Below are 18,602 nucleotides of genomic sequence, written 5' to 3'. Positions count from 1 at the left end.
CGCATGAAAATATTGATCGTTGAGGACGACGTCCTGCTGCAGGGCGGTCTGAGCCAGGCGCTGAGCAGCCAGGGTTATGCCGTTGACTGCGCCTCCAGCGCTTCCGAGGCGGACGCGCTGCTGCACAGCGCGCAGTACAGCCTGATCGTGCTGGATCTCGGCCTGCCGGATCGCGACGGCGGCGATCTGCTGCGACAGTGGCGGCGAGCGGGCGTCGATCTGCCGGTGCTGATCCTGACCGCGCGCGACGCGCTCAGCGATCGCGTGGAGGGGCTCGACGCCGGCGCCGACGACTATCTGATCAAGCCGCTGGCGCTGGCGGAGCTGCAGGCGCGCGTGCGCGCCCTGATCCGCCGCTATCAGGGCCACAGCGACAACCTGCTGCGCCAGGGCGATCTCACGCTGAACCTCTCATCGCAGCAGGTGCTGCTGGAGAATCAGCCGCTCGACGTCACGCCCAAAGAGTTCGCGCTGCTGACGCGTCTGCTGATGCGCATCGGCCAGAATGTGCATCGCGAAACGCTGCAGCAGGATCTCTACAGCTGGCAGGACGATACCGGCTCTAACACGCTGGAGGTGCATATCCATAATCTGCGCCGCAAGCTGGGCAAAGATCGCATTAAAACCGTGCGCGGCGTCGGCTACCGGCTGGAGAACCGCGAATGAACAGCATGCGTCAGCGCTTGCTGATTATGCTGGCGCTGATTCTGCTTACCTGTCAGATCATGAGCGCCTTCTGGCTGTGGCACGAGAGCCGCGAGCAGATCAGCTTTCTCGTCAACGAAACCCTTTCCGCTAAGGCGCGCAACGATCGCGTCGAAAATGAGATCCGCGAAGCGATCGCCTCGCTGCTGCTGCCCTCTGTCGTCATGGTCGGCCTGACGCTGGTGCTTTCGTTCTGGGCGATTAGCTGGATCGTGCGTCCGCTGCGCGCGCTGCAGACCAGCCTGGCGCAGCGCTCCGCCGACAACCTTACGCCGCTCGCCATTCAGTCCGATATGGAAGAGGTGGTGGCGGTAACCGGCGCGATTAACCAGCTGCTGGCGCGCCTCGATCACACGCTGCAGCAGGAGCGGCTTTTCACGGCGGACGCCGCGCATGAGCTGCGCACCCCGCTCGCCGGGCTGCGCCTGCATCTTGAGCTGTTGCAGCAGCAGGGCGTGCCGCACAGCGAAATGCTGGTGGCGCGTATCGATCAGCTGATGCATACCGTCGAGCAGCTGCTGATGCTGGCGCGCGCCAGCCAGGCGCTGGCCAGCGGGCATGCGCAGGCTATTCACTGGCAGGCGGACATTTTGCAGCCGCTGCAGCCGGAGATGCGCGAACTGGTTGAACAGCGCCAGCAGCAGCTTATCTGGCCAGACAAAGCGGTGGCGCCAGGCCAGGGCGAACCGGTGCTGCTGCGTCTGCTGCTGCGCAATCTGCTGGAGAACGCTTCGCGCTATAGCCCGACGGGGGGCCAGATTGAAATTACGCTCGAAGAGAGCGACAGCCAGATCGTCCTCAGCGTGATTGATGAGGGGCCGGGCATCGATCCCGACGCGGCGGAAGAGCTGACTAAAGCGTTTCGCCGTCGCGATCAGCGCTACGGCGGCAGCGGCCTCGGGCTGAATATCGTGCTGCGCATTTTGCAGATGCACTACGGCGAGCTAAAGCTGATTAATCGCAGCGATCGCAGCGGGCTGATTGCCCGCTGCGTGCTGCCGTTACGGCTTAACTGATTAGAATCGCGTATTCAGGCTGACGTACCAGGTGCGCCCGGACTCATTGTAGGTATTCGCGCCCGCGCCATACAGATAAGAGTTGGTGTTGGCGTTGCCGGTGGTCTGGGCGTTGCCCTGGCGGTAGTGGCGTTTATCGAACAGGTTGTCGATGCCGAGCGTCACGCTGGCGTATTTATTAACGTCATAAGTGCCGCTCAGACCGACCACTGAGTAAGGACTCACCTCATCGGTCGCGCTGCCGGTAACGGCATTGCCTTTGTAGTCATACTTCTTCGGCACCTGCTTGCCGTACCAGGTCAGGGTGGTTTGCAGAGACAAATCCTGCGTCGCCTGCCAGCTCAGCGTGGAGTTGAGCGTATAGTCGGGAATAATCGACAGGCGATCGCCGGTCTCTTTATTCTTGCTCTGCAACATATAAGTGAAGTTGTTATTCCACGCGATGCTGTCGGTCACGGGAATATTCACCGAGCCCTCCAGCCCTTCCACCACCGCTTTCGGCACGTTCTCCCACTTATAAATGTCGGTGGTGCCGTTCGAGGCTTTGCCTGACGGCCCATAGCCCGCTTCGATCTTGTTGCGATAGTCGTTGCGGAACCAGGTCAGACCCGCCTGATAGCCTTCATGCTTCCACTCCAGGCCAATCTCTTTATTGATGCTGTTTTCCGCTTTCAGGTCTCTGTTGCCCTGCAGATAGCAGGCGCCGGTGCTGGCCGCGCAGCCCTGGCCGTTGCTGTAGAGCAGGTAGTTCGGGTTGGTCTGATAAAGGCTCGGCGCTTTATAGGCGCGGCCGATGCCCATCTTCAGGGTGAAGTCATCCCCTAAGCCCTGGGAAAGGTTAAGCGACGGGCTCCAGTTATCGCCGACGATAGAGTGGTGATCGAAGCGCAGGCTCGGCGTCAGCATGGTGCTGTCGGTCAGCTCCATATTGTCTTCGGCGAACAGCGAAAAAATTTCCGCCTGCGAATAGGGGCTGCGTCCGCTGCTGGCGATGCCCGGCACCGCGCCGTTAGAGGCGGCCTGCGTGGTCGAAGAAGGATCTTTCATTCGCTGCTGGTTCCACTCGACGCCGAGGGTGGCGGTCTGATTCACCAGCATCTCGAACGGCACGCTGACTTCGCTGTGCAGCAGCACGTCGTCCAGCTCGATGGTGTTGAAGCCGCTGTTGGAGAAGATGCCTTCGGTGCCGCCCGCCAGCCCTTCGTTGATGCGCGAGTTGCGGGTATTTTCATAGCGCGCGTAGCTGTTGGTGCTGATGCCGTTATCCCAGGCGCCGGTCCACTTCACCGCAAAGTTCTGACGGTAGAGGCGGTTGGTCTCTTTGCCGTACAGGCTTTTCACCAGCGCGCTGGTGTTGGTGTTCTGGGTGTCGCCAGCATAGAGGTTGCCCTGACGGCTGTAGCCCGCCTGAAACTCCAGCGCCTGCATCGGCGCGAACGCCCAGCGCAGCAGCGCGTTGATATCTTTATTGACCACCCCTTCGCGCCCGCCCGGATAGCTTCCGGCGTAGGTGCCGGTGCGGTCCGCCGCATGCCCTTCGTTGATGTCGTACGCATCCGCCTGGGTTTTCGCCAGATTGCCGTAGAGTCGGAAGCTGACGTCGTCGCCCAGCGGCCCCTCCAGGCTGAAGTTGGTGCGGCGCGTCGCGCCCTCGTCTTTATGCTCCGGCACGTTGTAATAGGCGTTCCAGGATCCGTGCCACTGCTTGTCGTCATACTTTTTGGTAATGATATTCACCACCCCGCCCGCCGCGCCGTTGCCGTAGCGCACCGCTGCCGGGCCGCGGATCACCTCGATACGTTCGATCATCTCCGGCGGCACCCAGTTGGTGTCGCCGCGCGTATCGCGTTCGCCGCGCCAGCCGAGACGCACCGAGTTGCGGCTGGAGACCGGCATGCCGTCCACCAGGATCAGGGTATTCTCCGGCCCCATGCCGCGAATATCGATCTGGCGATTGTTGCCGCGCTGGCCGCTGGTGGAGTTGCCGGTCAGATTGACGCCCGGCATGGTGCGGATAATCTCCGATACGTCGCGCGCAGGCGGACGCTTTTTAATCTCGTCGGCGCTGATGGTGGAGACGCCCGGCGCCTGCAGGTTCTGCTGCGCCGCGCTGACCACCAGGGTATCGCCGACGTCGGCAGTTGAAGCGGTGCTGGTGTCGGCAGCCTGCGCGCTGGTCGCGGCCAGGCCGAGTTCAATGAGAATGGCTAATGACAAACGGGATAATGTAGGCATTTTTTATATTCCTGGATTGCCTGCGGAAACCTCACCGTCTCCTGCGGGCGCGCCGGTAAAAGAGTCTTTCCTTGCGAGCAAGCATTCCAGCCGCGCCCAGGCTCTCCTTTGCGGAACATCCGTCTGACAATACAGGCTGATGAGGCTGGCGGAACGCGCGCGCTCCTTGATATCGGAGCGGGAAACACCCTATTGCAAATGCAAATAATTATCAATAGTATTCTTCATAACATCCGCGTACCTACAGGTGCGCCTGGCCCAGTAAATAAGCTCTCTATGACGTGGTTAACCAACGAAACCGGCAGTGAATCCTGGTGGCGAACATTACAGCAGCAGGGTCTCCCCTTAATCGAACCCGCCGAGCGCGGCGAATGCGGCGTCACCTTTTTCTGGCGCGATCCGCAGGGAAGCGAAGCCACCTCCTCTACCCGTCGCGTCTGGATCAATATCACCGGCGTCACCGATCATCATCAGCGCGCCGCGCCCCGCTCGCTCAGCCGCATCCCTGGCACCGACGTCTGGTTCTGGCGCACGCAGCTGCCCGCCAGCTGGCGCGGCAGCTACTGCCTGATGCCCGACGGCGATCCCGCCGACTTTGAGGGCGAACCGGATATGACGACCCTGCGCGCCTGGTGGCGCGAAAAATTTCCCACCGCGCAGGCGGATGCGCTCAATCCGCAGCGCGGCTGGACGGGCGGGCGCGGCATGCATGTCTCGCCGCTGCATCTGCCGGACGCGCCCGATCAGCGCGTCTGGCAGGCGGTCGACAGCGGTCGCGCGCCCACGCTGCCGCTTCAGCACCATATCTGGCACAGCGCGCGCCTCGGCAATCGCCGTTCGGTATGGATTTACGCCACCGGCGAGGCGCAGCCGACCGAACGTCCGCTGGCGCTGCTGCTGGATGGCCAGTTCTGGGCCAACAGCATGCCGATCGCCTGGCCGCTGCAGCAGCTCACCGACGCCGGCGAACTACCGCCGGCGGTCTACGTCATGATCGATATCATCGACCGCGAACACCGCAGCCGCGAACTGCCCTGCAATCCCGACTTCTGGCTGGCCCTGCAGGAAGAGCTGCTGCCGCAGCTGCAGGGCTGGGCGCCGCATCGCGCCAGCGCCGCCGAGACGCTGGTGAGCGGACAGAGCTTCGGCGGGCTGTCATCCGTCTACGCCGTGCTTAACTGGCCGCACCATTTCGGCGGCGCCATCAGCCTCTCCGGTTCGTTCTGGTGGCCGGAACGCGGCCAGCCCAACGGCAGGCTGATCCAGCAGCTGCAGCAGGGCGAATACCGTCTCGCGTCGTCGCGCATCTATCTGGAAGCGGGACGCCGCGAACAGCTGATATTCAAAGCAAACCAGCAGCTTCAACAGGACCTGTCAGCCGCAGGGCATCAGGTCGTTTTTCATCCGGTCGACGGGGGCCACGACGCGCTGTGCTGGCGCGGCGGGCTGCTCAATGGACTGAAAGCAATGTGGCAACATCTTCTTTAAATCGCCTGGCTAGCCCGACTGTTGCGGGCAGGAGACCGATATGCAACCTAATCCCTTTGACGATCCGCAGCAGGATTGTCTCGTGCTGATCAACGATCGCCAGCAGTACAGCCTCTGGCCCGCCTTTCGCGCCCTGCCCGCTGGCTGGCGCTGCCTCTTCGGCCCGCAGCCGCAGGTGGAATGCCTGAGCTGGCTAAACGCGAACTGGCGCGATATTCGCCCGGTCCACCCGAGCGCGAACCGGAGTGACCATGTCTGAGACGCTGATGAACCCATGCCATACCGACCAGAAAATCCTGCCGCTGGTGGCGGCGCAGCCCGGCATCTGGATGGCCGACCAGCTGTCGCGGCAGACTAACGCCTATGCGGTCGCGCACTTTGTCGAGCTGCGCGGCGAGCTGGACAGCGCGCTGCTGAGCAAGGCGATCGTCGCCGGCATGCAGGAGGCGGATACGCTGAACATGGCGTTCGGCGAGCTTGAGGGGGAGGCGGTGCAGTGGCTGTCGCCGCAGACGTTTACCCTGCCTGACATCGTCGACCTGCGTCAGCACGCCGATCCAGACGCCGCCGCGCGCCATCTGATGCGCGTCGATATGGCTGGCGATCTGCGCGTGCTGAGCGGCGCGCCGCTGTGGCATCACCAGCTGATGCGGCTGGGAGAACGGCGCTGGTTCTGGTATCAGCGCTATCATCACCTGGTGGTGGATGGCTTTAGCTTTACCGCCCTGACGCGCCGCATCGCCAACCTCTATACCGCGTGGATGCGCAACGAAACGCCGGAACCGACGCCTTTTACCCCCTTCAGCGAGGTAGTTGAGGAGTATCAACGCTATCAGGCGTCGCCCAACTGGCAGCGGGATCGCGACTTCTGGCGCGAAAAGAGCGCGCAGCTGCCGCCGCCCGCCTCTCTCTCCCCGCTGCCGTTGGCCGGACAGAGCGCCAGTACCGCGCTGCTGCGCCACACTTTCTCACTGGATAGCGCGCGCTTCCAGAGGCTGGCAGAGCAGATGGCCGTCAGCGCGGCCGACGCCGCCTTTGCGCTGGTGGCGCTGTGGCTGGCGCGCCTGAGCGGCCAGAACGATTTCGCCGCCGGCTTTATCTTTATGCGGCGCATCGGCTCGGCGGCGCTCTGCGCCACCGGACCGGTGATTAACGTGCTGCCGATGGCGGTGCATTACGATCCCGCCCAGCCGCTCGGCGCGCTGGCGCGCCAGCTGGCCGCGGAAGTGAAAAAGATGCGTCGTCATCAGCGCTTCGACGCCGAGCAGGTGCAGCGCGACGCCGGACGGCTCGGCGACGGCGATCCGCTCTACGGCCCGGTGATCAACCTGAAGATGTTCGACTATCAGCTCGACTTCAACGGAGTGGAAGGCATAACGCATCAGCTCGCCTCCGGGCCGGTGCGCGACCTGGAGATTGCGATCTACCTCAGCGAACAGGGCGAGCTGACGCTAGAGCTGCTGGCTAATGCGGAACGCTATCAGGAAACGACGCTGACGCAGCACGCCAGCCGTTTCGATCTGCTGCTACGTCAGCTGGCGGCGCAGCCGGATCGCCCCTGCGGCGAGCTGGATCTGCTGACCGAGGCGGAACATCAGCAGCTGGAGAACATCAACCAGACCGCGACGGCGCTGCCGGCGGCCACGCTCGACAGCCTGCTGCAGGCGCAGGCGCTGCGTACCCCGGACGCGCCCGCGCTGGCGGACGATTGCCACCGGCTCAGCTACCGCGAGATGCGGCGGCAGGTCGAGGCGCTGGGGCAGCAGCTGATCGCCAGCGGCGTGCGGCGCGGCGATATCGTTGCCGTGGCGCTGCCGCGCACGGTCTTTCTGTCGCTGGCGCTGCAGGCGATCGTCAGCGTCGGCGCAACTTACCTGCCGCTGGATACCGGCTATCCCGACGACCGCCTGCAGATGATGCTGGAGGACGCCGCGCCGAAGACGCTGATCGTCAGCCGCGTGCTGGCGGCGCGCTTCGCCGCCCTGTCGCCGGTTGCTCCGCTCTTCTATGACGCGCTGCAGCCCGACGTCGCGGCGCCCGCGCATGCGCAGCCGCCGCGCCAGCAGGACGGCGCCTATCTTATTTATACCTCCGGCTCGACCGGCCGGCCAAAAGGCGTGCTGGTCGGCCATGAGGCGATCGTCAACCGTCTGCTGTGGATGCAGGCGAGCTATCCGCTCGATGCCACAGATGTCGTGCTGCAAAAAACGCCCAGCAGCTTCGACGTTTCAGTCTGGGAATTTTTCTGGCCGCTGCTGACGGGCGCGCAGCTGGTAATGGCGCCGCCGGACGCGCACCGCGATCCCGACGCGCTGCAGCAGCTCTTCGCACGCTATCGCGTCACCACCACCCACTTTGTTCCTTCGATGCTGGCGGCCTTCGTCGCCTCGCTGCAGGACGAGGATGCAGTGGGACGCTGCGCCAGCCTGCGCCGCGTCTTCTGCAGCGGCGAAGCGCTACCGGCCGATCTGTCGCGTCAGTGGGAAGCCCTGACTCAGACGCCGCTGCATAATCTTTACGGCCCCACCGAAGCGGCGGTAGACGTCAGCTACTACCCCGCCTTCGGTCCGGAGCTGGCGGCGGTGGAGGGCGCCAGCGTGCCGATCGGCTTCCCGGTCTGGAACACCGGCCTGCGCATCCTCGACGCGCGCCTGCAGCCGGTTCCGCCAGGCGTCGCGGGCGATCTCTATCTTACCGGCGTGCAGCTGGCGCACGGCTATCTCGATCGTCCCGACCTCACCGCCAGCCGTTTCGTCGCCGACCCCTTTGGCGACGGCACGCGCATGTATCGCACCGGCGACGTGGCGCGCTGGCTGGCGAACGGCGCGGTGGAATATCTGGGCCGCAGCGACGACCAGCTGAAGATCCGCGGCCAGCGTATCGAGCTGAACGAAATCGACCATGCGCTGGCGGCGCTGCCCGGCGTGCAGCAGGCGGTCACGCACGCGGTGGTGCTGGGCAACGCCGACGCGCAGCAGGGCGACGCGCGCCAGCTGGTGGGTTATGTGGTGGCAGACCGCTCGGTTGATGGCGAGGCGATGCGCGCCGCGCTGGCGCAGCAGCTGCCGGCGCATATGGTGCCGGTGGCGATCGTCGCGCTGGAGGCGCTGCCACTCAGCAGCAACGGCAAGCTGGATCGCAAGGCCCTGCCGCTGCCGCAAAGCCGCGCGGGCGACGCCGGCCGCGCGCCGCTGCCGGGGCTGGAGACGCAGCTGGCAGAGGCGTTCGCCGCGCTGCTGGAGCGCGACGCGATCGGCGCGCAGGAGGACTTCTTTGCGCTGGGGGGCCATTCGCTGCTGGCGATGCGGCTGGCCGCGCAGCTGCGGCGCGCGCTGAAGCTGCCGGTTTCCGTCGGCCAGATTATGGTCGCCTCGACGGTTGAGAAGCTGGCGGCCCTGCTGAGCGATGCGCAGACAGCGCAAAACGCCGGTTTCGAGCCGGTGCTGCCGCTGCGCCTGGGCAGCGGGCCGACGCTGTTCTGCTTCCACCCGGCGTCGGGCTTCGCGTGGCAGTTCAGCATTCTGCAGCGCTATCTCGATGCGCGCTGGTCTATCGTCGGCATTCAGTCGCCTGACGCCAGCGCCCCGCTGAATCAGGCGGCGCATCTGGATGAGGTGTGCGACGCGCATCTCGCCACGCTGCGGCGGCAGCAGCCGCAGGGCCCTTACTATTTCCTCGGCTATTCGCTGGGCGGCACGCTGGCGCAGGGTATCGCCGCGCGGCTTGAAGCGCTCGGCGAAGAGGTGGCGTTCCTCGGCCTGCTCGACACCTGGCCGCCAGAGACGCAAAACTGGGACGAGAAGCGCGGCGAGAACCAGCTCGATCCGGCGGTGCTGGAAGAGGTTAACCGCGAGCGCGATCAGTTTGTCGCCGCGCAGCGTCAGCAGGCAGGCGAAGGCCTGGAGGCGATGTTCGACGCGATCGAGGCCAACTACGCCAGCTCGGTGCGGCTGCTGGCGACGGCGCGCAGCGCGCGCTTCAGCGGTCGCGTCACGCTGTTCCTCGCCACCGAGACGCAGCAGCCGGGTCAGGATGCGCGTCGCGCCTGGGCGCCTTATGTCGGCGAGCTGGAGGTGCGGCCGCTGGCATGCGCCCACGTCGAGATTATCTCGCCGCGCATGTTCGAGCAGATCGGGCCGCAATTGCAGCAGTTGCTGATGGTGTTTTCTAAAGGCAGCTGATTAGCTCGAAAAGCGGATGGTATGGCCCGGAGAGCAAAGCGTCCCGCGACAAGGATGTCGCGGGCCGAGCGAGCAGGGATGCCATGGACTTTGCGATCGGGCCATACCATCCGCTTTGGCACCTCTCTCCTAAACCATCCCTATTCAGTGCGGGTTTTAGCTAGCGCCTCAGTTGCGCCCGCGTCCCAGCGGCACAATCATCGGCGTATGCGCTACCGGATCCTCAACGATAACGCAGCGCAGCCCGTAGACCGCCTCGATCAACGCCGGCGTCACGATCTCCGACGGCCTGCCCTCGGCGACAACCTGGCCGTTGCGCATCGCGATGAGATGCGTAGCGTAGCGGCACGCCTGATTCAGATCGTGCAGCACCACCACCAGCGTGCGGCCATGCTGCTGATTGAGATCCTGCATCAGCTCCAGCAGTTCGATCTGATGGGTGATATCGAGCCAGGTGGTGGGTTCGTCCAGCAGCAGCAGCGGCGTCTGCTGCGCCAGCACCATGGCGATCCAGACGCGCTGACGCTGGCCGCCGGAAAGCTGATCCACCGGCTGCGCGGCGATATCCGCCACGCCGGTGGCCCGCATCGCCTGCTGCACCGCCGCCTCATCCTCGTCGCGCCAGCGGCCGAACAGCGGCTGATGCGGATAGCGCCCGCGCGCCACCAGTTCGCTGACGCTGATGCCGGAGGGCGCCTGCGAACTCTGCGGCAGCAGCCCGAGACGCCGCGCCACCTCTTTGGTGGAGAGGCGCGAAATCGCCTCGCCGTCGAGCAGCACCTGCCCCTTCAGCGGCGGCGCCAGGCGGCTCAGCGCGCGCAGCAGCGTTGATTTGCCGCAGGCGTTGGGGCCGATAATGACCGTCAGTTCGCCATCCGGAATGGTGACCGACAGTCCCTCCGCCACAATCTTCTTCTCGTAGCCCAGCGTCAGCGCCTCGCCCTGCAGGCGCGCAATCTTCTCTGTCATTGGCGTCGCGCCTCCCTGATCAGTAGTGCAATCAAATAAAGCCCGCCAAGGCTGACGGTAATCACGCCGACCGGCAGCTGATACGGCAGGAAAAGATGCTGCGCCGCATAGTCCGCCGCCAGCAGCAGCAGCGCGCCGCACAGCGCCGCCAGCGGCAGCGCGCCCTTGATGCCGCCGCACAGGCGACGGGCGATCTGCGGCGCCAGCAGGGCGACGAACGAAATGGGACCGGCCAGCGCGGTCGAGGCGGCGGTCAGCACCACGCCGAGCAGCATCAGCCACAGCCGGCTGCGCTCCACCGGCACGCCCAGCGCGCAGGCGGTATCGTCGCCCATCTCCAGCAGGCGCATACGCCGCGCCAGCAGCGCGGTCAGCAGCAGCGCCGCCGCCAGCACGGCGACCGCCGGCGCGGTTTTCGCCCAGGTGATGCCGTTAAGCGATCCGGCGCTCCACAGCCCGGCGCTGAGCGCCGCCTCCAGCGAGGCGCTGATAATCAGCCAGCCGTTGAGCGCCATCAGCAACGCACGCACGCTGATGCCGACGATAATCAGCCGGAAGGTCTCTACGCCGTTGCGCCAGGCGAACAGATAAACCACGCCAGCGGTCAGCACGCCGCCCAGCAGCGCCGCCAGCGTCATCGCCTCGCTGTTTTGCTGAAACAGCACCAGCGCCACCAGCACGCCGCTATAGGCGCCGGTATTGAAGCCGAGAATATCGGGGCTGCCGAGCGGGTTGCGCAGCAGCGACTGAAAAATCGCGCCGCTCACCCCGAGCGCCGCGCCGAGCAGCAGCGCCATCGCCACGCGCGGCAGTCGCCACTCCAGCACGATCAGCTGAACGTTGCGCGCCGCCTCGCCGGTAACCAGCTGCCAGAGTTGCGCGCCCGTAATCGGCAGCGCGCCGCGCGTCACGCCGAAAAAGGCCAGCAGCGCGCAGGCCGCCAGCAGCCAGATGGCGTGCATCATCGCCCGACTCATACCTGCCCCCTCCCCAGCTTGCGGCGCACCAGCACGATCAGCATCGGCGCGCCGAGCAGCGCGGTGACCACCGAGACGCGCAGCTCGCCCGGCACCATCAGGCGGCCCAGAATATCGGCGGCCAACAGCAGACAGGGGGTGGTCAGCAGCGTGCCAGGCAGCATCCAGCGGTGATCGTTGCCCCACAGCCAGCGGGCCAGATGCGGCGTCATCAGCCCGATAAAGGCGACAGGGCCGACGGCGGCCGTGGCGGCGCCGCTCAACAGGGCGATAGCCAGCAGCCCCAGCAGCTGAGTACGCGCCACGCGCGTGCCGAGCGCCGTCGCCAGATCGCCGCCCATGCTCAGGGTATTGAGCGCGCGCGCCAGCAGCAGCGCGATCAGCGCGCCGACCGCCACCGCTGGCCAGGTGGCACGCAGCACGGCAAAGCTGCGAATATCCAGCGAGCCGCTGTGCCAGAAACGCAGATGATCGTAAATATCGGGGTTGAGGAGAGAAAGACCGGAGGTCAGCCCTTCCAGCACCGCGCCGAGTGCCACGCCCGCCAGGGTCAGGCGCACCGGATTGACGCGGCCGCCGCCGAGCGCGCCGGTCAGCGCCACCAGCAGCGACGCCAGCAGCGCGCCGACAAAGGCGAAGCCGAGCCAGTCAGCCGGCGAATCCGCGCCGAACAGGGCAATGCCCAGCACCACGGCGAAACCTGCGCCAGCGTTGACGCCGAGAATCCCGGGATCGGCAAGCGGATTGCGCGTCAGGCTCTGCATCAGCGCGCCCGCCAGCCCGAGCGCGCAGCCCGCCAGCAAACCGGCAAGCGTGCGCGGCAGGCGCGCTTCGCGCACGATAACGCAGTCGGCGCTGCCGCAGTGGGTGGTCAGGGCAAGGGAAACATCATGAATGGCGATCGATTTGGCGCCGAGCATCAGGCTGAGCGCGAGCAGGAGCAACAGCAGCATCCCCGAGGCGGCTATGGCGGTGAGTTGGCGCATAACGTTCCGAACCTTCACTGTTCACTGACGCAGCGAACGCGTCAATTTGATAATGATACTTGTTATCGTTATTACTCGTATTTTTGTATGTTACCATGATTCGCCTCGACCATAGCGAGGAAAACCGCAGCAAAAGGCGAAGCAATGAACAAACCCTCCCATCTCATCGATCTCAGCCTGTTGAAGACGCATCCCGCTTTTCGCGCCGTCTTTATCGCCCGTTTTATCTCTATCCTCGCGCTCGGCATGCTGGCCGTCGCCGTGCCGGTGCAGATCCAGCAGCTGACCCGCTCGCCCGCGCTGGTCGGGCTGGCGGTTACGCTGGCGGGCGCGGGCATGTTCGTCGGACTGCTGGCCGGCGGCGTGCTGGCGGATCGCTATGAGCGCAAGCGACTGATCCTGATTGCGCGATCCACCTGCGGCCTCGGCTTCGTGGCGCTGGCCGTTAATGCCTCGCTGCCGTCCCCGTCGGTCAGCGCGGTTTTTTTGCTCGGCCTGTGGGACGGCTTCTTCGGCGCAATCGGCGTCACGGCGCTGCTGGCGGCGACGCCGGCGCTGGTGGGACGCGAAAACCTGATGCAGGCGGGCGCCATTACCATGCTGACGGTGCGCTTCGGCGCCATTCTCTCGCCTGCCGTCGGCGGTCTGATACTGGCGCACGGCGGCGCGGCGTGGAACTACGGCCTCGCTGCCCTGGGTACGCTGCTCACCGTGCTGACCCTGCTGCGGCTGCCCGTGATGCCGCCGCCGCCGCAGCCGCGCGAACATCCGCTGCGGGCGCTCGCCAGCGGCGTGCAGTTCCTGTTCGCCGCGCCGCTGGTCGGCATGGCGGCGCTGATCGGCGCGCTGGTGACGCTGGCGAGCGCGGTGCGCGTGCTCTATCCGGCGCTGGCGCCGCACTGGCAGGTCAGCCTCGATGAGCTGGGCCTGATGTACGCCGCCGTGCCGCTCGGCGCGGCGCTGGGGGCGCTGACCAGCGGACGGCTGGCGCAGACGCCGCAGCCTGGCAACGTGATCTTAGCCAGCGCCGTCGCCGCTTTCCTCGCGCTTGGCGCCTTCAGCCTGATGCCGCAGTTCGCCCTTGGGCTCGCCTGCCTGGCGGCGTTCGGCTACTTCAGCGCCGTCAACAGCCTGGTGCAGTACCAGCTGATCCAGTCGCTGACGCCCGATGCGCTGTTGGGCCGCATCAACAGCCTGTGGACGGCGCAGAACGTCACCGGCGATGCGATCGGCGCGGCGACGATCGGCGCGCTGGGGTCATGGTTGCTGCCGCAGCAGGCTGCCGCGCTGTTCGGTTTCGGCGCGGCGCTGCTGGGAGGAGTGATGTGGATGCTGATGGCGAAGCTGCGGCGCTATCAACCGCCAGCTCCGACGCTGGCGGAAGAGGCGTCATGATTTAACGAACAGCTGCTCCAGACGCGCCAGCAGATGGCTGGCGCTGTAGTAGTCAAGGCGGAAGGTGTTGGCGCCCAACGCGTAAACCTGCTGCTGCTTCACCGCCGCGGTTTGCGCCAGGAACGGGTTCTGCATCAGCTGTTTCGCCCCTTGCTTCTCTGCGGCGAACAGCAGAAAGGTGTTGCCGTTCAGGCCGCTGGCGACGTTCTCCCCGGAGAGCTGAATAATATCTTTGCGCTGGCCCATGCTGTGCGTCTGCTGCAGATTTGCAGGCGGCACGGCGAGCGTAAAACCGAGCTGCTCCAGCAGCTTGCCCTGCGCTGATTCGCGGGTCCACAGGTTCACCGCGCGGCCGCCGCCGTTAAACACCATGGCGGAAACGGGCTGCGGCGGCAGCGTGATTTTTTGCTTCAGCGCCGCCTCCTGCGCATCGAACGCTTTTACGCGCGCCGCCGCCTCCGCCTCGCGGCCGGTCGCTTCGCCGAGCAGCGTCACCAGCTGCTGCCAGCTTTTATCGTCATAGTTCACCACCAGCGTCGGCGCGATAGCCGAGAACTGATCCGCCAGCTTGAGCGCGGAGTCGTTGCCGGTGGCGCTGACGATAATCAGATCCGGCGCTTCGGCGGCCACCGCTTCGGCGCTCGGTTCCCCGATATAGAGACGCTTGAGATTTTTACGCTTCGCGACGTCGCTCCACTGACGGAAAAAGCCCTGCTCGTCCGCCAGACGGCTGCCCGGCGCGGTCGCCCCGCTGGCGATGACCGGCGCGTCGATCGCCAGCAGCGAGCCGGTCAGGGTGACGCTGGTAGAGACGATGCGCTGAGGCGCTTTATCCAGCGTGACGCTGCCGCCGACGCTTTGCAGCGTGCGCGGCCAGCCGCCTTCCGCCCGCGCCTCCGGGTGAGCCAGCACGGTAATGAAAGCCAGCGCGGCCACCAGGGTAAAAATCCGCTTAAACATAAGATTCAGTCCACCTTTTACTGTAAGACGACGTCCTGTCCCTCTGTGAATCATGCTGAGATCGCGCGCTCAATGCCGCGAATTTATTGACACTCCAGCTTAATCAACGTAGGTTACAGAACCACAATACAAATGATAATCATTATTAGTTATCTTATCATTTATAGGTGAAAATTATGGTGGAAACGTTGACGTTTGGAAATCCCCTGCTCGAGGATTTCTCCGCGCTGTGCCGGGGATTTGTCTTCACATCCCCGTGGCGCAGTATCGCTACGCAAGGCTGCTACACCACGATCGCCACGCCGGCGACCGATGGCGACGCGCTGAGCGGCGACTTTCAACAGCAGCTGCGACACCACTTCGCATCCGCAAAAAAACAGGGCATCGCCCATCCGATCCTGGTCGGCGCTATCCCCTTCGACGTTACGCAGCCTGCCGCGCTGTTTATTCCGGAATCGCATCAGACCTTTAACCGCGCCGACCTTCAGGCTGCGCTGCCTGCCGTTCAGGCGCCGCTGCCGCAGGTGCGCCGCCGCGCCGCCGTGCCGGAGCACGCTGTTTTTACCGCCATGGTGGCAGAGGCCGTGGCCGCCACGCAGCGCGGCGAGCTGGATAAAGTCGTGCTGTCGCGCCTGATGGATATCGTGACGGAGCAGCCGGTAGACATCGCCGCGCTGATGCAGCGCATCGTGGCGCAGAACCCAAACAGCTATCACTTTCACCTGCCGCTGCCGCAGGGCGGTTCGCTGGTGGGCGCCAGCCCGGAGTTGATGCTGCGTAAAGAGGGGCGTGATTTCAGCTCCTGCCCGCTGGCCGGCTCCGCGCGACGCGACGCCGACGCGCAGCGCGACAGGGCCGCGGGCGACGCCCTGATGCAATCAGCGAAGGATCGCCACGAGCACAAGCTGGTGACCGACGCGATGCGCGAGGTGCTGCAGCCGCGCAGCCGCCTGCTCTCGGTGCCCGCCGCCCCTTCTCTGCTGACCACCGCCACGCTGTGGCATCTGGCGACGCAGATCGACGGCGAAGCGCTCGACGAGCAGGAGAACGCGCTGTCGCTCGCCTGCCTGCTGCATCCGACGCCGGCGCTGAGCGGCTTCCCGCACGGGCGCGCGCAGCAGCTGATCCAGACGCTGGAGCCGTTTGACCGCCGTCTGTTCGGCGGCATCGTCGGCTGGTGCGACGAGCAGGGCAACGGCGAATGGGTCGTGACTATCCGCTGCGGCACCGTGCACGGCGCGCGGGTGCGCCTGTTCGCCGGCGCGGGCATCGTGGCCGATTCACAACCGGAATCAGAATGGCGCGAGACAGGTGTCAAACTCGACACCATGCTGCGCGCTTTTGGACTGCAATAAAGGAAATACCATGTCGATCCCCTACCATCGCTGGCCAGACGATCTGGCGGCGCGCTACCGCGAGAAAGGCTACTGGCTGGATGTGCCGATGACCGATATCCTGGCGCGGCATGAAAACAGCGACGCCATCGCCGTTATTGAAGGCGATCTGCGGCTGAGCTACCGCCAGCTGGCGCAGCGCAGCGACAACCTCGCCGCCGCGCTACGGCGCCGCGGATTGAAAAACGGCGACACCGCGCTGGTGCAGCTCGGCAACGTCGCCGACTTTTACGTCACCGTTTTCGCCCTGTTCAAGCTGGGCGTCGCCTCGGTCTACGCGCTGTTCAGCCACCAGCGCACCGAGCTGCAATCCTACGCCGCGCAGATCGAACCAGCGCTGCTGATCGCCGATCGCCGCCATGGGCTATTCGCCGACGACCGCTTTATCGACGCGCTGTGCGCCGCGCAGCCGTCGCTGCGACAGGTGATCCTGCGCAACGACAGCCAGCCGGAAAATACGCTGGAAGCGCTTATGGCTGAAGCCGCGGGCGATTTTCAGCCGACGCCGACCGCCGCCGACGAAGTCGCCTTTTTCCAGCTCTCCGGCGGCAGCACCGGCACGCCGAAGCTGATCCCGCGCACCCATAACGACTACTACTACAGCATCCGCGCCAGCGACGAAATCTGCGCGGTCACCGCCGACACGCGTTATCTGATCGCCCTGCCCGCGCCGCATAACTTTGCGATGAGTTCGCCCGGCGCGCTGGGCGTCTTCTACGCGGGCGGCCAGGTGATTCTGGCCGAGGATCCCAGCGCGACCCACTGTTTCCCGCTGATTGAAAAGCACAAGGTTACCGACACCGGCCTGGTGCCGCCCGCCGTCAGCCTGTGGCTGCAGGCGATCCAGGAAGGGGGCAGCAACCAGGCGCTGGCGTCGCTGCAGCGGATGCAGGTCGGCGGCGCTAAGCTGGGCGAGACGCTGGCGGCACGCATTCAAAGCGAGATCGGCTGCCGGCTGCAGCAGGTGTTCGGCATGGCGGAAGGGCTGGTGAACTACACCCGGCTCGACGACGACGAGCGGACCATTCTCACTACCCAGGGCCGTCCGATTTCGCCGGACGATGAGGTCTGGGTAGCCGACGAGAACGGCGCTCCGCTGCCGGCCGGCGCCATCGGCCGCCTGATGACGCGCGGCCCCTATACCTTCCGTGGCTACTACAAAAGCCCGGAGCACAACGCCGCCAGTTTCGACGCCGAGGGTTTTTACTGCTCGGGCGATCTGATCGAGATTAACCCGCAGGGCTACATCACCGTGCAGGGACGCGAGAAAGATCAGATCAACCGCGGCGGCGAAAAGATCGCTGCCGAGGAGATCGAAAACCTGCTGCAGCGCCATGCGGATGTGATCCATGCGGCGCTGGTGTCGATGCATGACGAGCTGATGGGCGAAAAAAGCTGCGCCTTTATCGTCGCGCGCCAGCCGCTCAAACCGGTGGCGCTGCGCCGCCATCTGCGCGAGCTGGGCGTCGCCGAATATAAACTGCCCGACCGTATTACCTGCGTGGATGCGCTGCCGCTGACGCCCGTCGGCAAAGTAGACAAGAAACGCCTGCGCCAACAGCTTGCCGATCAACAAGCGCAAGCCTGACCTGTTCCGGAGATTTTATGGCTATTCCAAAACTGACCTCATATTCGCTGCCCGCTGCCGCCGAGCTGCCCGCCAACAAGGTGAAATGGACGCTGGATCCGCAGCGCGCCGCCCTGCTGATTCATGATATGCAGGCCTACTTCCTTAACTTCTGGGGCGAAAACAGCCCGCTGGTCAATCAGGTCGTGGAGAACATCGCCCGCCTGCGCGCCTGGTGCAAGTCGCAGGGCATCCCGGTGTTTTATACCGCGCAGCCCAATCAGCAGAGCGATGAAGATCGCGCGCTGCTGAATGATATGTGGGGGCCGGGCCTGAACAAGCACCCCGAGCAGCAGAAGATTGTCGATGCGCTGGCGCCCGACGCCGATGATCAGGTGCTGACCAAGTGGCGCTACAGCGCCTTTGTCCGCTCGCCGCTGGAGTCGATCCTGCAGGAGATGGGACGCGATCAGCTGATCATTACCGGCGTGTATGCCCACATTGGCTGTCTCACCACCGCGACCGATGCCTTTATGCGCAACATCCAGCCCTTTATGGTGGCGGATGCGCTGGCGGACTTTAGCCGCGAGGAACATATGATGGCGCTGACCTATACCGCCGGACGCAGCGGTAAAGTCGTCATGACCGCAGATTTGATGCCGCTGCCGCTGAGCAAGGACGATCTGCGCGCGCTGGTTCTGCCGCTGCTGGAAGACGACGACGTGCCGG

General features: G+C 65.0%; 14 protein-coding genes. 9 read left to right on the top strand and 5 right to left on the bottom strand.

Features of this window, described 5'->3' with window-relative positions:
- The first annotated feature begins 3 nt into the window (after window positions 1-3).
- Window positions 4-666 carry a two-component system response regulator PmrA gene (gene pmrA, locus HA46_RS11950; protein ID WP_084884462.1) on the top strand — a complete coding sequence of 221 codons (663 nt, stop codon included), beginning with the start codon at window positions 4-6 and terminating at the stop codon, window positions 664-666.
- Window positions 663-1,721 (top strand): two-component system sensor histidine kinase PmrB, encoded by a 1,059-nt coding sequence (pmrB, locus tag HA46_RS11945; protein WP_084884459.1) that lies wholly within the window; start codon window positions 663-665, stop codon window positions 1,719-1,721. Before pmrA ends, pmrB begins: the two co-directional genes overlap by 4 nt.
- Here pmrB and HA46_RS11940 read toward each other — a convergent pair whose 3' ends face one another.
- Window positions 1,722-3,956 carry a TonB-dependent siderophore receptor gene (locus HA46_RS11940; RefSeq protein WP_084884457.1) on the bottom strand — a complete coding sequence of 745 codons (2,235 nt, stop codon included), beginning with the start codon at window positions 3,954-3,956 and terminating at the stop codon, window positions 1,722-1,724.
- Between the two features lie 276 nt (window positions 3,957-4,232).
- Between HA46_RS11940 and fes the strand changes: the two genes are divergently transcribed.
- From fes to HA46_RS11925, 3 genes are read left to right on the top strand one after another with little or no spacing between them, the layout of a single operon-like run.
- Window positions 4,233-5,444 (top strand): enterochelin esterase, encoded by a 1,212-nt coding sequence (fes, locus tag HA46_RS11935; protein ID WP_084884455.1) that lies wholly within the window; start codon window positions 4,233-4,235, stop codon window positions 5,442-5,444.
- A gap of 40 nt (window positions 5,445-5,484) precedes the next feature.
- On the top strand, window positions 5,485-5,703 hold the full coding sequence (locus HA46_RS11930; protein WP_084884453.1) for an MbtH family protein: 219 nt from the start codon (window positions 5,485-5,487) through the stop codon (window positions 5,701-5,703).
- Complete coding sequence (locus HA46_RS11925) at window positions 5,696-9,625, top strand: enterobactin synthase subunit F (RefSeq protein ID WP_084884451.1); 3,930 nt, start codon at window positions 5,696-5,698, stop codon at window positions 9,623-9,625. The genes HA46_RS11930 and HA46_RS11925 overlap by 8 nt, the downstream gene beginning before the upstream one ends.
- A gap of 168 nt (window positions 9,626-9,793) precedes the next feature.
- On the opposite strand, the gene HA46_RS11920 is transcribed toward HA46_RS11925, so the two are convergent.
- The 3 genes from HA46_RS11920 to fepD are packed head-to-tail and all read right to left on the bottom strand — an operon-like array spanning window position 9,794 to window position 12,557.
- Entirely contained in the window at window positions 9,794-10,594 is an 801-nt protein-coding gene (locus tag HA46_RS11920; protein WP_084884449.1) for an ATP-binding cassette domain-containing protein, read from the bottom strand.
- Window positions 10,591-11,571 carry an iron-enterobactin ABC transporter permease gene (fepG, locus tag HA46_RS11915; protein WP_033793329.1) on the bottom strand — a complete coding sequence of 327 codons (981 nt, stop codon included), beginning with the start codon at window positions 11,569-11,571 and terminating at the stop codon, window positions 10,591-10,593. The genes HA46_RS11920 and fepG overlap by 4 nt, the downstream gene beginning before the upstream one ends.
- The gene (fepD, locus tag HA46_RS11910) at window positions 11,568-12,557 is read right to left on the bottom strand and encodes a Fe(3+)-siderophore ABC transporter permease (protein WP_084884447.1); all 990 of its coding nucleotides are present in this window, start codon (window positions 12,555-12,557) and stop codon (window positions 11,568-11,570) included. The genes fepG and fepD overlap by 4 nt, the downstream gene beginning before the upstream one ends.
- A 144-nt stretch (window positions 12,558-12,701) precedes the next feature.
- Between fepD and entS the strand changes: the two genes are divergently transcribed.
- Complete coding sequence (entS, locus tag HA46_RS11905; RefSeq protein ID WP_084884445.1) at window positions 12,702-13,952, top strand: enterobactin transporter EntS; 1,251 nt, start codon at window positions 12,702-12,704, stop codon at window positions 13,950-13,952.
- On the opposite strand, the gene fepB is transcribed toward entS, so the two are convergent.
- Window positions 13,947-14,912: a Fe2+-enterobactin ABC transporter substrate-binding protein gene (gene fepB / locus HA46_RS11900; protein WP_084884442.1), complete on the bottom strand. Its 966-nt coding sequence runs from the start codon at window positions 14,910-14,912 to the stop codon at window positions 13,947-13,949. The two genes, entS and fepB, sit on opposite strands and share 6 nt — an antisense overlap.
- Before the next feature lie 176 nt (window positions 14,913-15,088).
- Here fepB and HA46_RS11895 point away from each other — a divergent pair, with 176 nt between their 5' ends.
- The 3 genes from HA46_RS11895 to HA46_RS11885 all read left to right on the top strand — a co-directional run.
- Window positions 15,089-16,267, top strand: a complete 1,179-nt coding sequence (locus HA46_RS11895; protein ID WP_084884539.1) for an isochorismate synthase — start codon at window positions 15,089-15,091, stop codon at window positions 16,265-16,267.
- A gap of 10 nt (window positions 16,268-16,277) precedes the next feature.
- Entirely contained in the window at window positions 16,278-17,894 is a 1,617-nt protein-coding gene (locus HA46_RS11890; RefSeq protein WP_084884440.1) for a (2,3-dihydroxybenzoyl)adenylate synthase, read from the top strand.
- Window positions 17,895-17,911: 17 nt separating this feature from the next.
- Window positions 17,912-18,602, top strand: a 691-nt coding sequence (locus HA46_RS11885; RefSeq protein ID WP_084884437.1) for an isochorismatase family protein, incomplete at its 3' end; no start/stop codon positions are given.

Source organism: Pantoea septica (assembly GCF_002095575.1).
Lineage (GTDB): Bacteria > Pseudomonadota > Gammaproteobacteria > Enterobacterales > Enterobacteriaceae > Pantoea > Pantoea septica.
The sequence above is the reverse complement of the archived record's forward strand: the minus strand, read 5'-3'. Positions and strand labels throughout refer to the sequence as shown.

Excerpts from the sequence above, each read along its gene's own strand:
- HA46_RS11925 (WP_084884451.1), top strand. The coding sequence starts at position 5,696 with ATGTCTGAGACGCTGATGAACCCATGCCATACCGACCAGAAAATCCTG.
- fes (WP_084884455.1), top strand. The coding sequence starts at position 4,233 with ATGACGTGGTTAACCAACGAAACCGGCAGTGAATCCTGGTGGCGAACA.
- HA46_RS11940 (WP_084884457.1), bottom strand. The coding sequence starts at position 3,956 with ATGCCTACATTATCCCGTTTGTCATTAGCCATTCTCATTGAACTCGGC.
- pmrA (WP_084884462.1), top strand. The coding sequence starts at position 4 with ATGAAAATATTGATCGTTGAGGACGACGTCCTGCTGCAGGGCGGTCTG.
- HA46_RS11890 (WP_084884440.1), top strand. The coding sequence starts at position 16,278 with ATGTCGATCCCCTACCATCGCTGGCCAGACGATCTGGCGGCGCGCTAC.
- pmrB (WP_084884459.1), top strand. The coding sequence starts at position 663 with ATGAACAGCATGCGTCAGCGCTTGCTGATTATGCTGGCGCTGATTCTG.
- HA46_RS11920 (WP_084884449.1), bottom strand. The coding sequence starts at position 10,594 with ATGACAGAGAAGATTGCGCGCCTGCAGGGCGAGGCGCTGACGCTGGGC.
- fepG (WP_033793329.1), bottom strand. The coding sequence starts at position 11,571 with ATGAGTCGGGCGATGATGCACGCCATCTGGCTGCTGGCGGCCTGCGCG.
- fepD (WP_084884447.1), bottom strand. The coding sequence starts at position 12,557 with ATGCGCCAACTCACCGCCATAGCCGCCTCGGGGATGCTGCTGTTGCTC.
- fepB (WP_084884442.1), bottom strand. The coding sequence starts at position 14,912 with ATGTTTAAGCGGATTTTTACCCTGGTGGCCGCGCTGGCTTTCATTACC.
- entS (WP_084884445.1), top strand. The coding sequence starts at position 12,702 with ATGAACAAACCCTCCCATCTCATCGATCTCAGCCTGTTGAAGACGCAT.
- HA46_RS11930 (WP_084884453.1), top strand. The coding sequence starts at position 5,485 with ATGCAACCTAATCCCTTTGACGATCCGCAGCAGGATTGTCTCGTGCTG.
- HA46_RS11895 (WP_084884539.1), top strand. The coding sequence starts at position 15,089 with ATGGTGGAAACGTTGACGTTTGGAAATCCCCTGCTCGAGGATTTCTCC.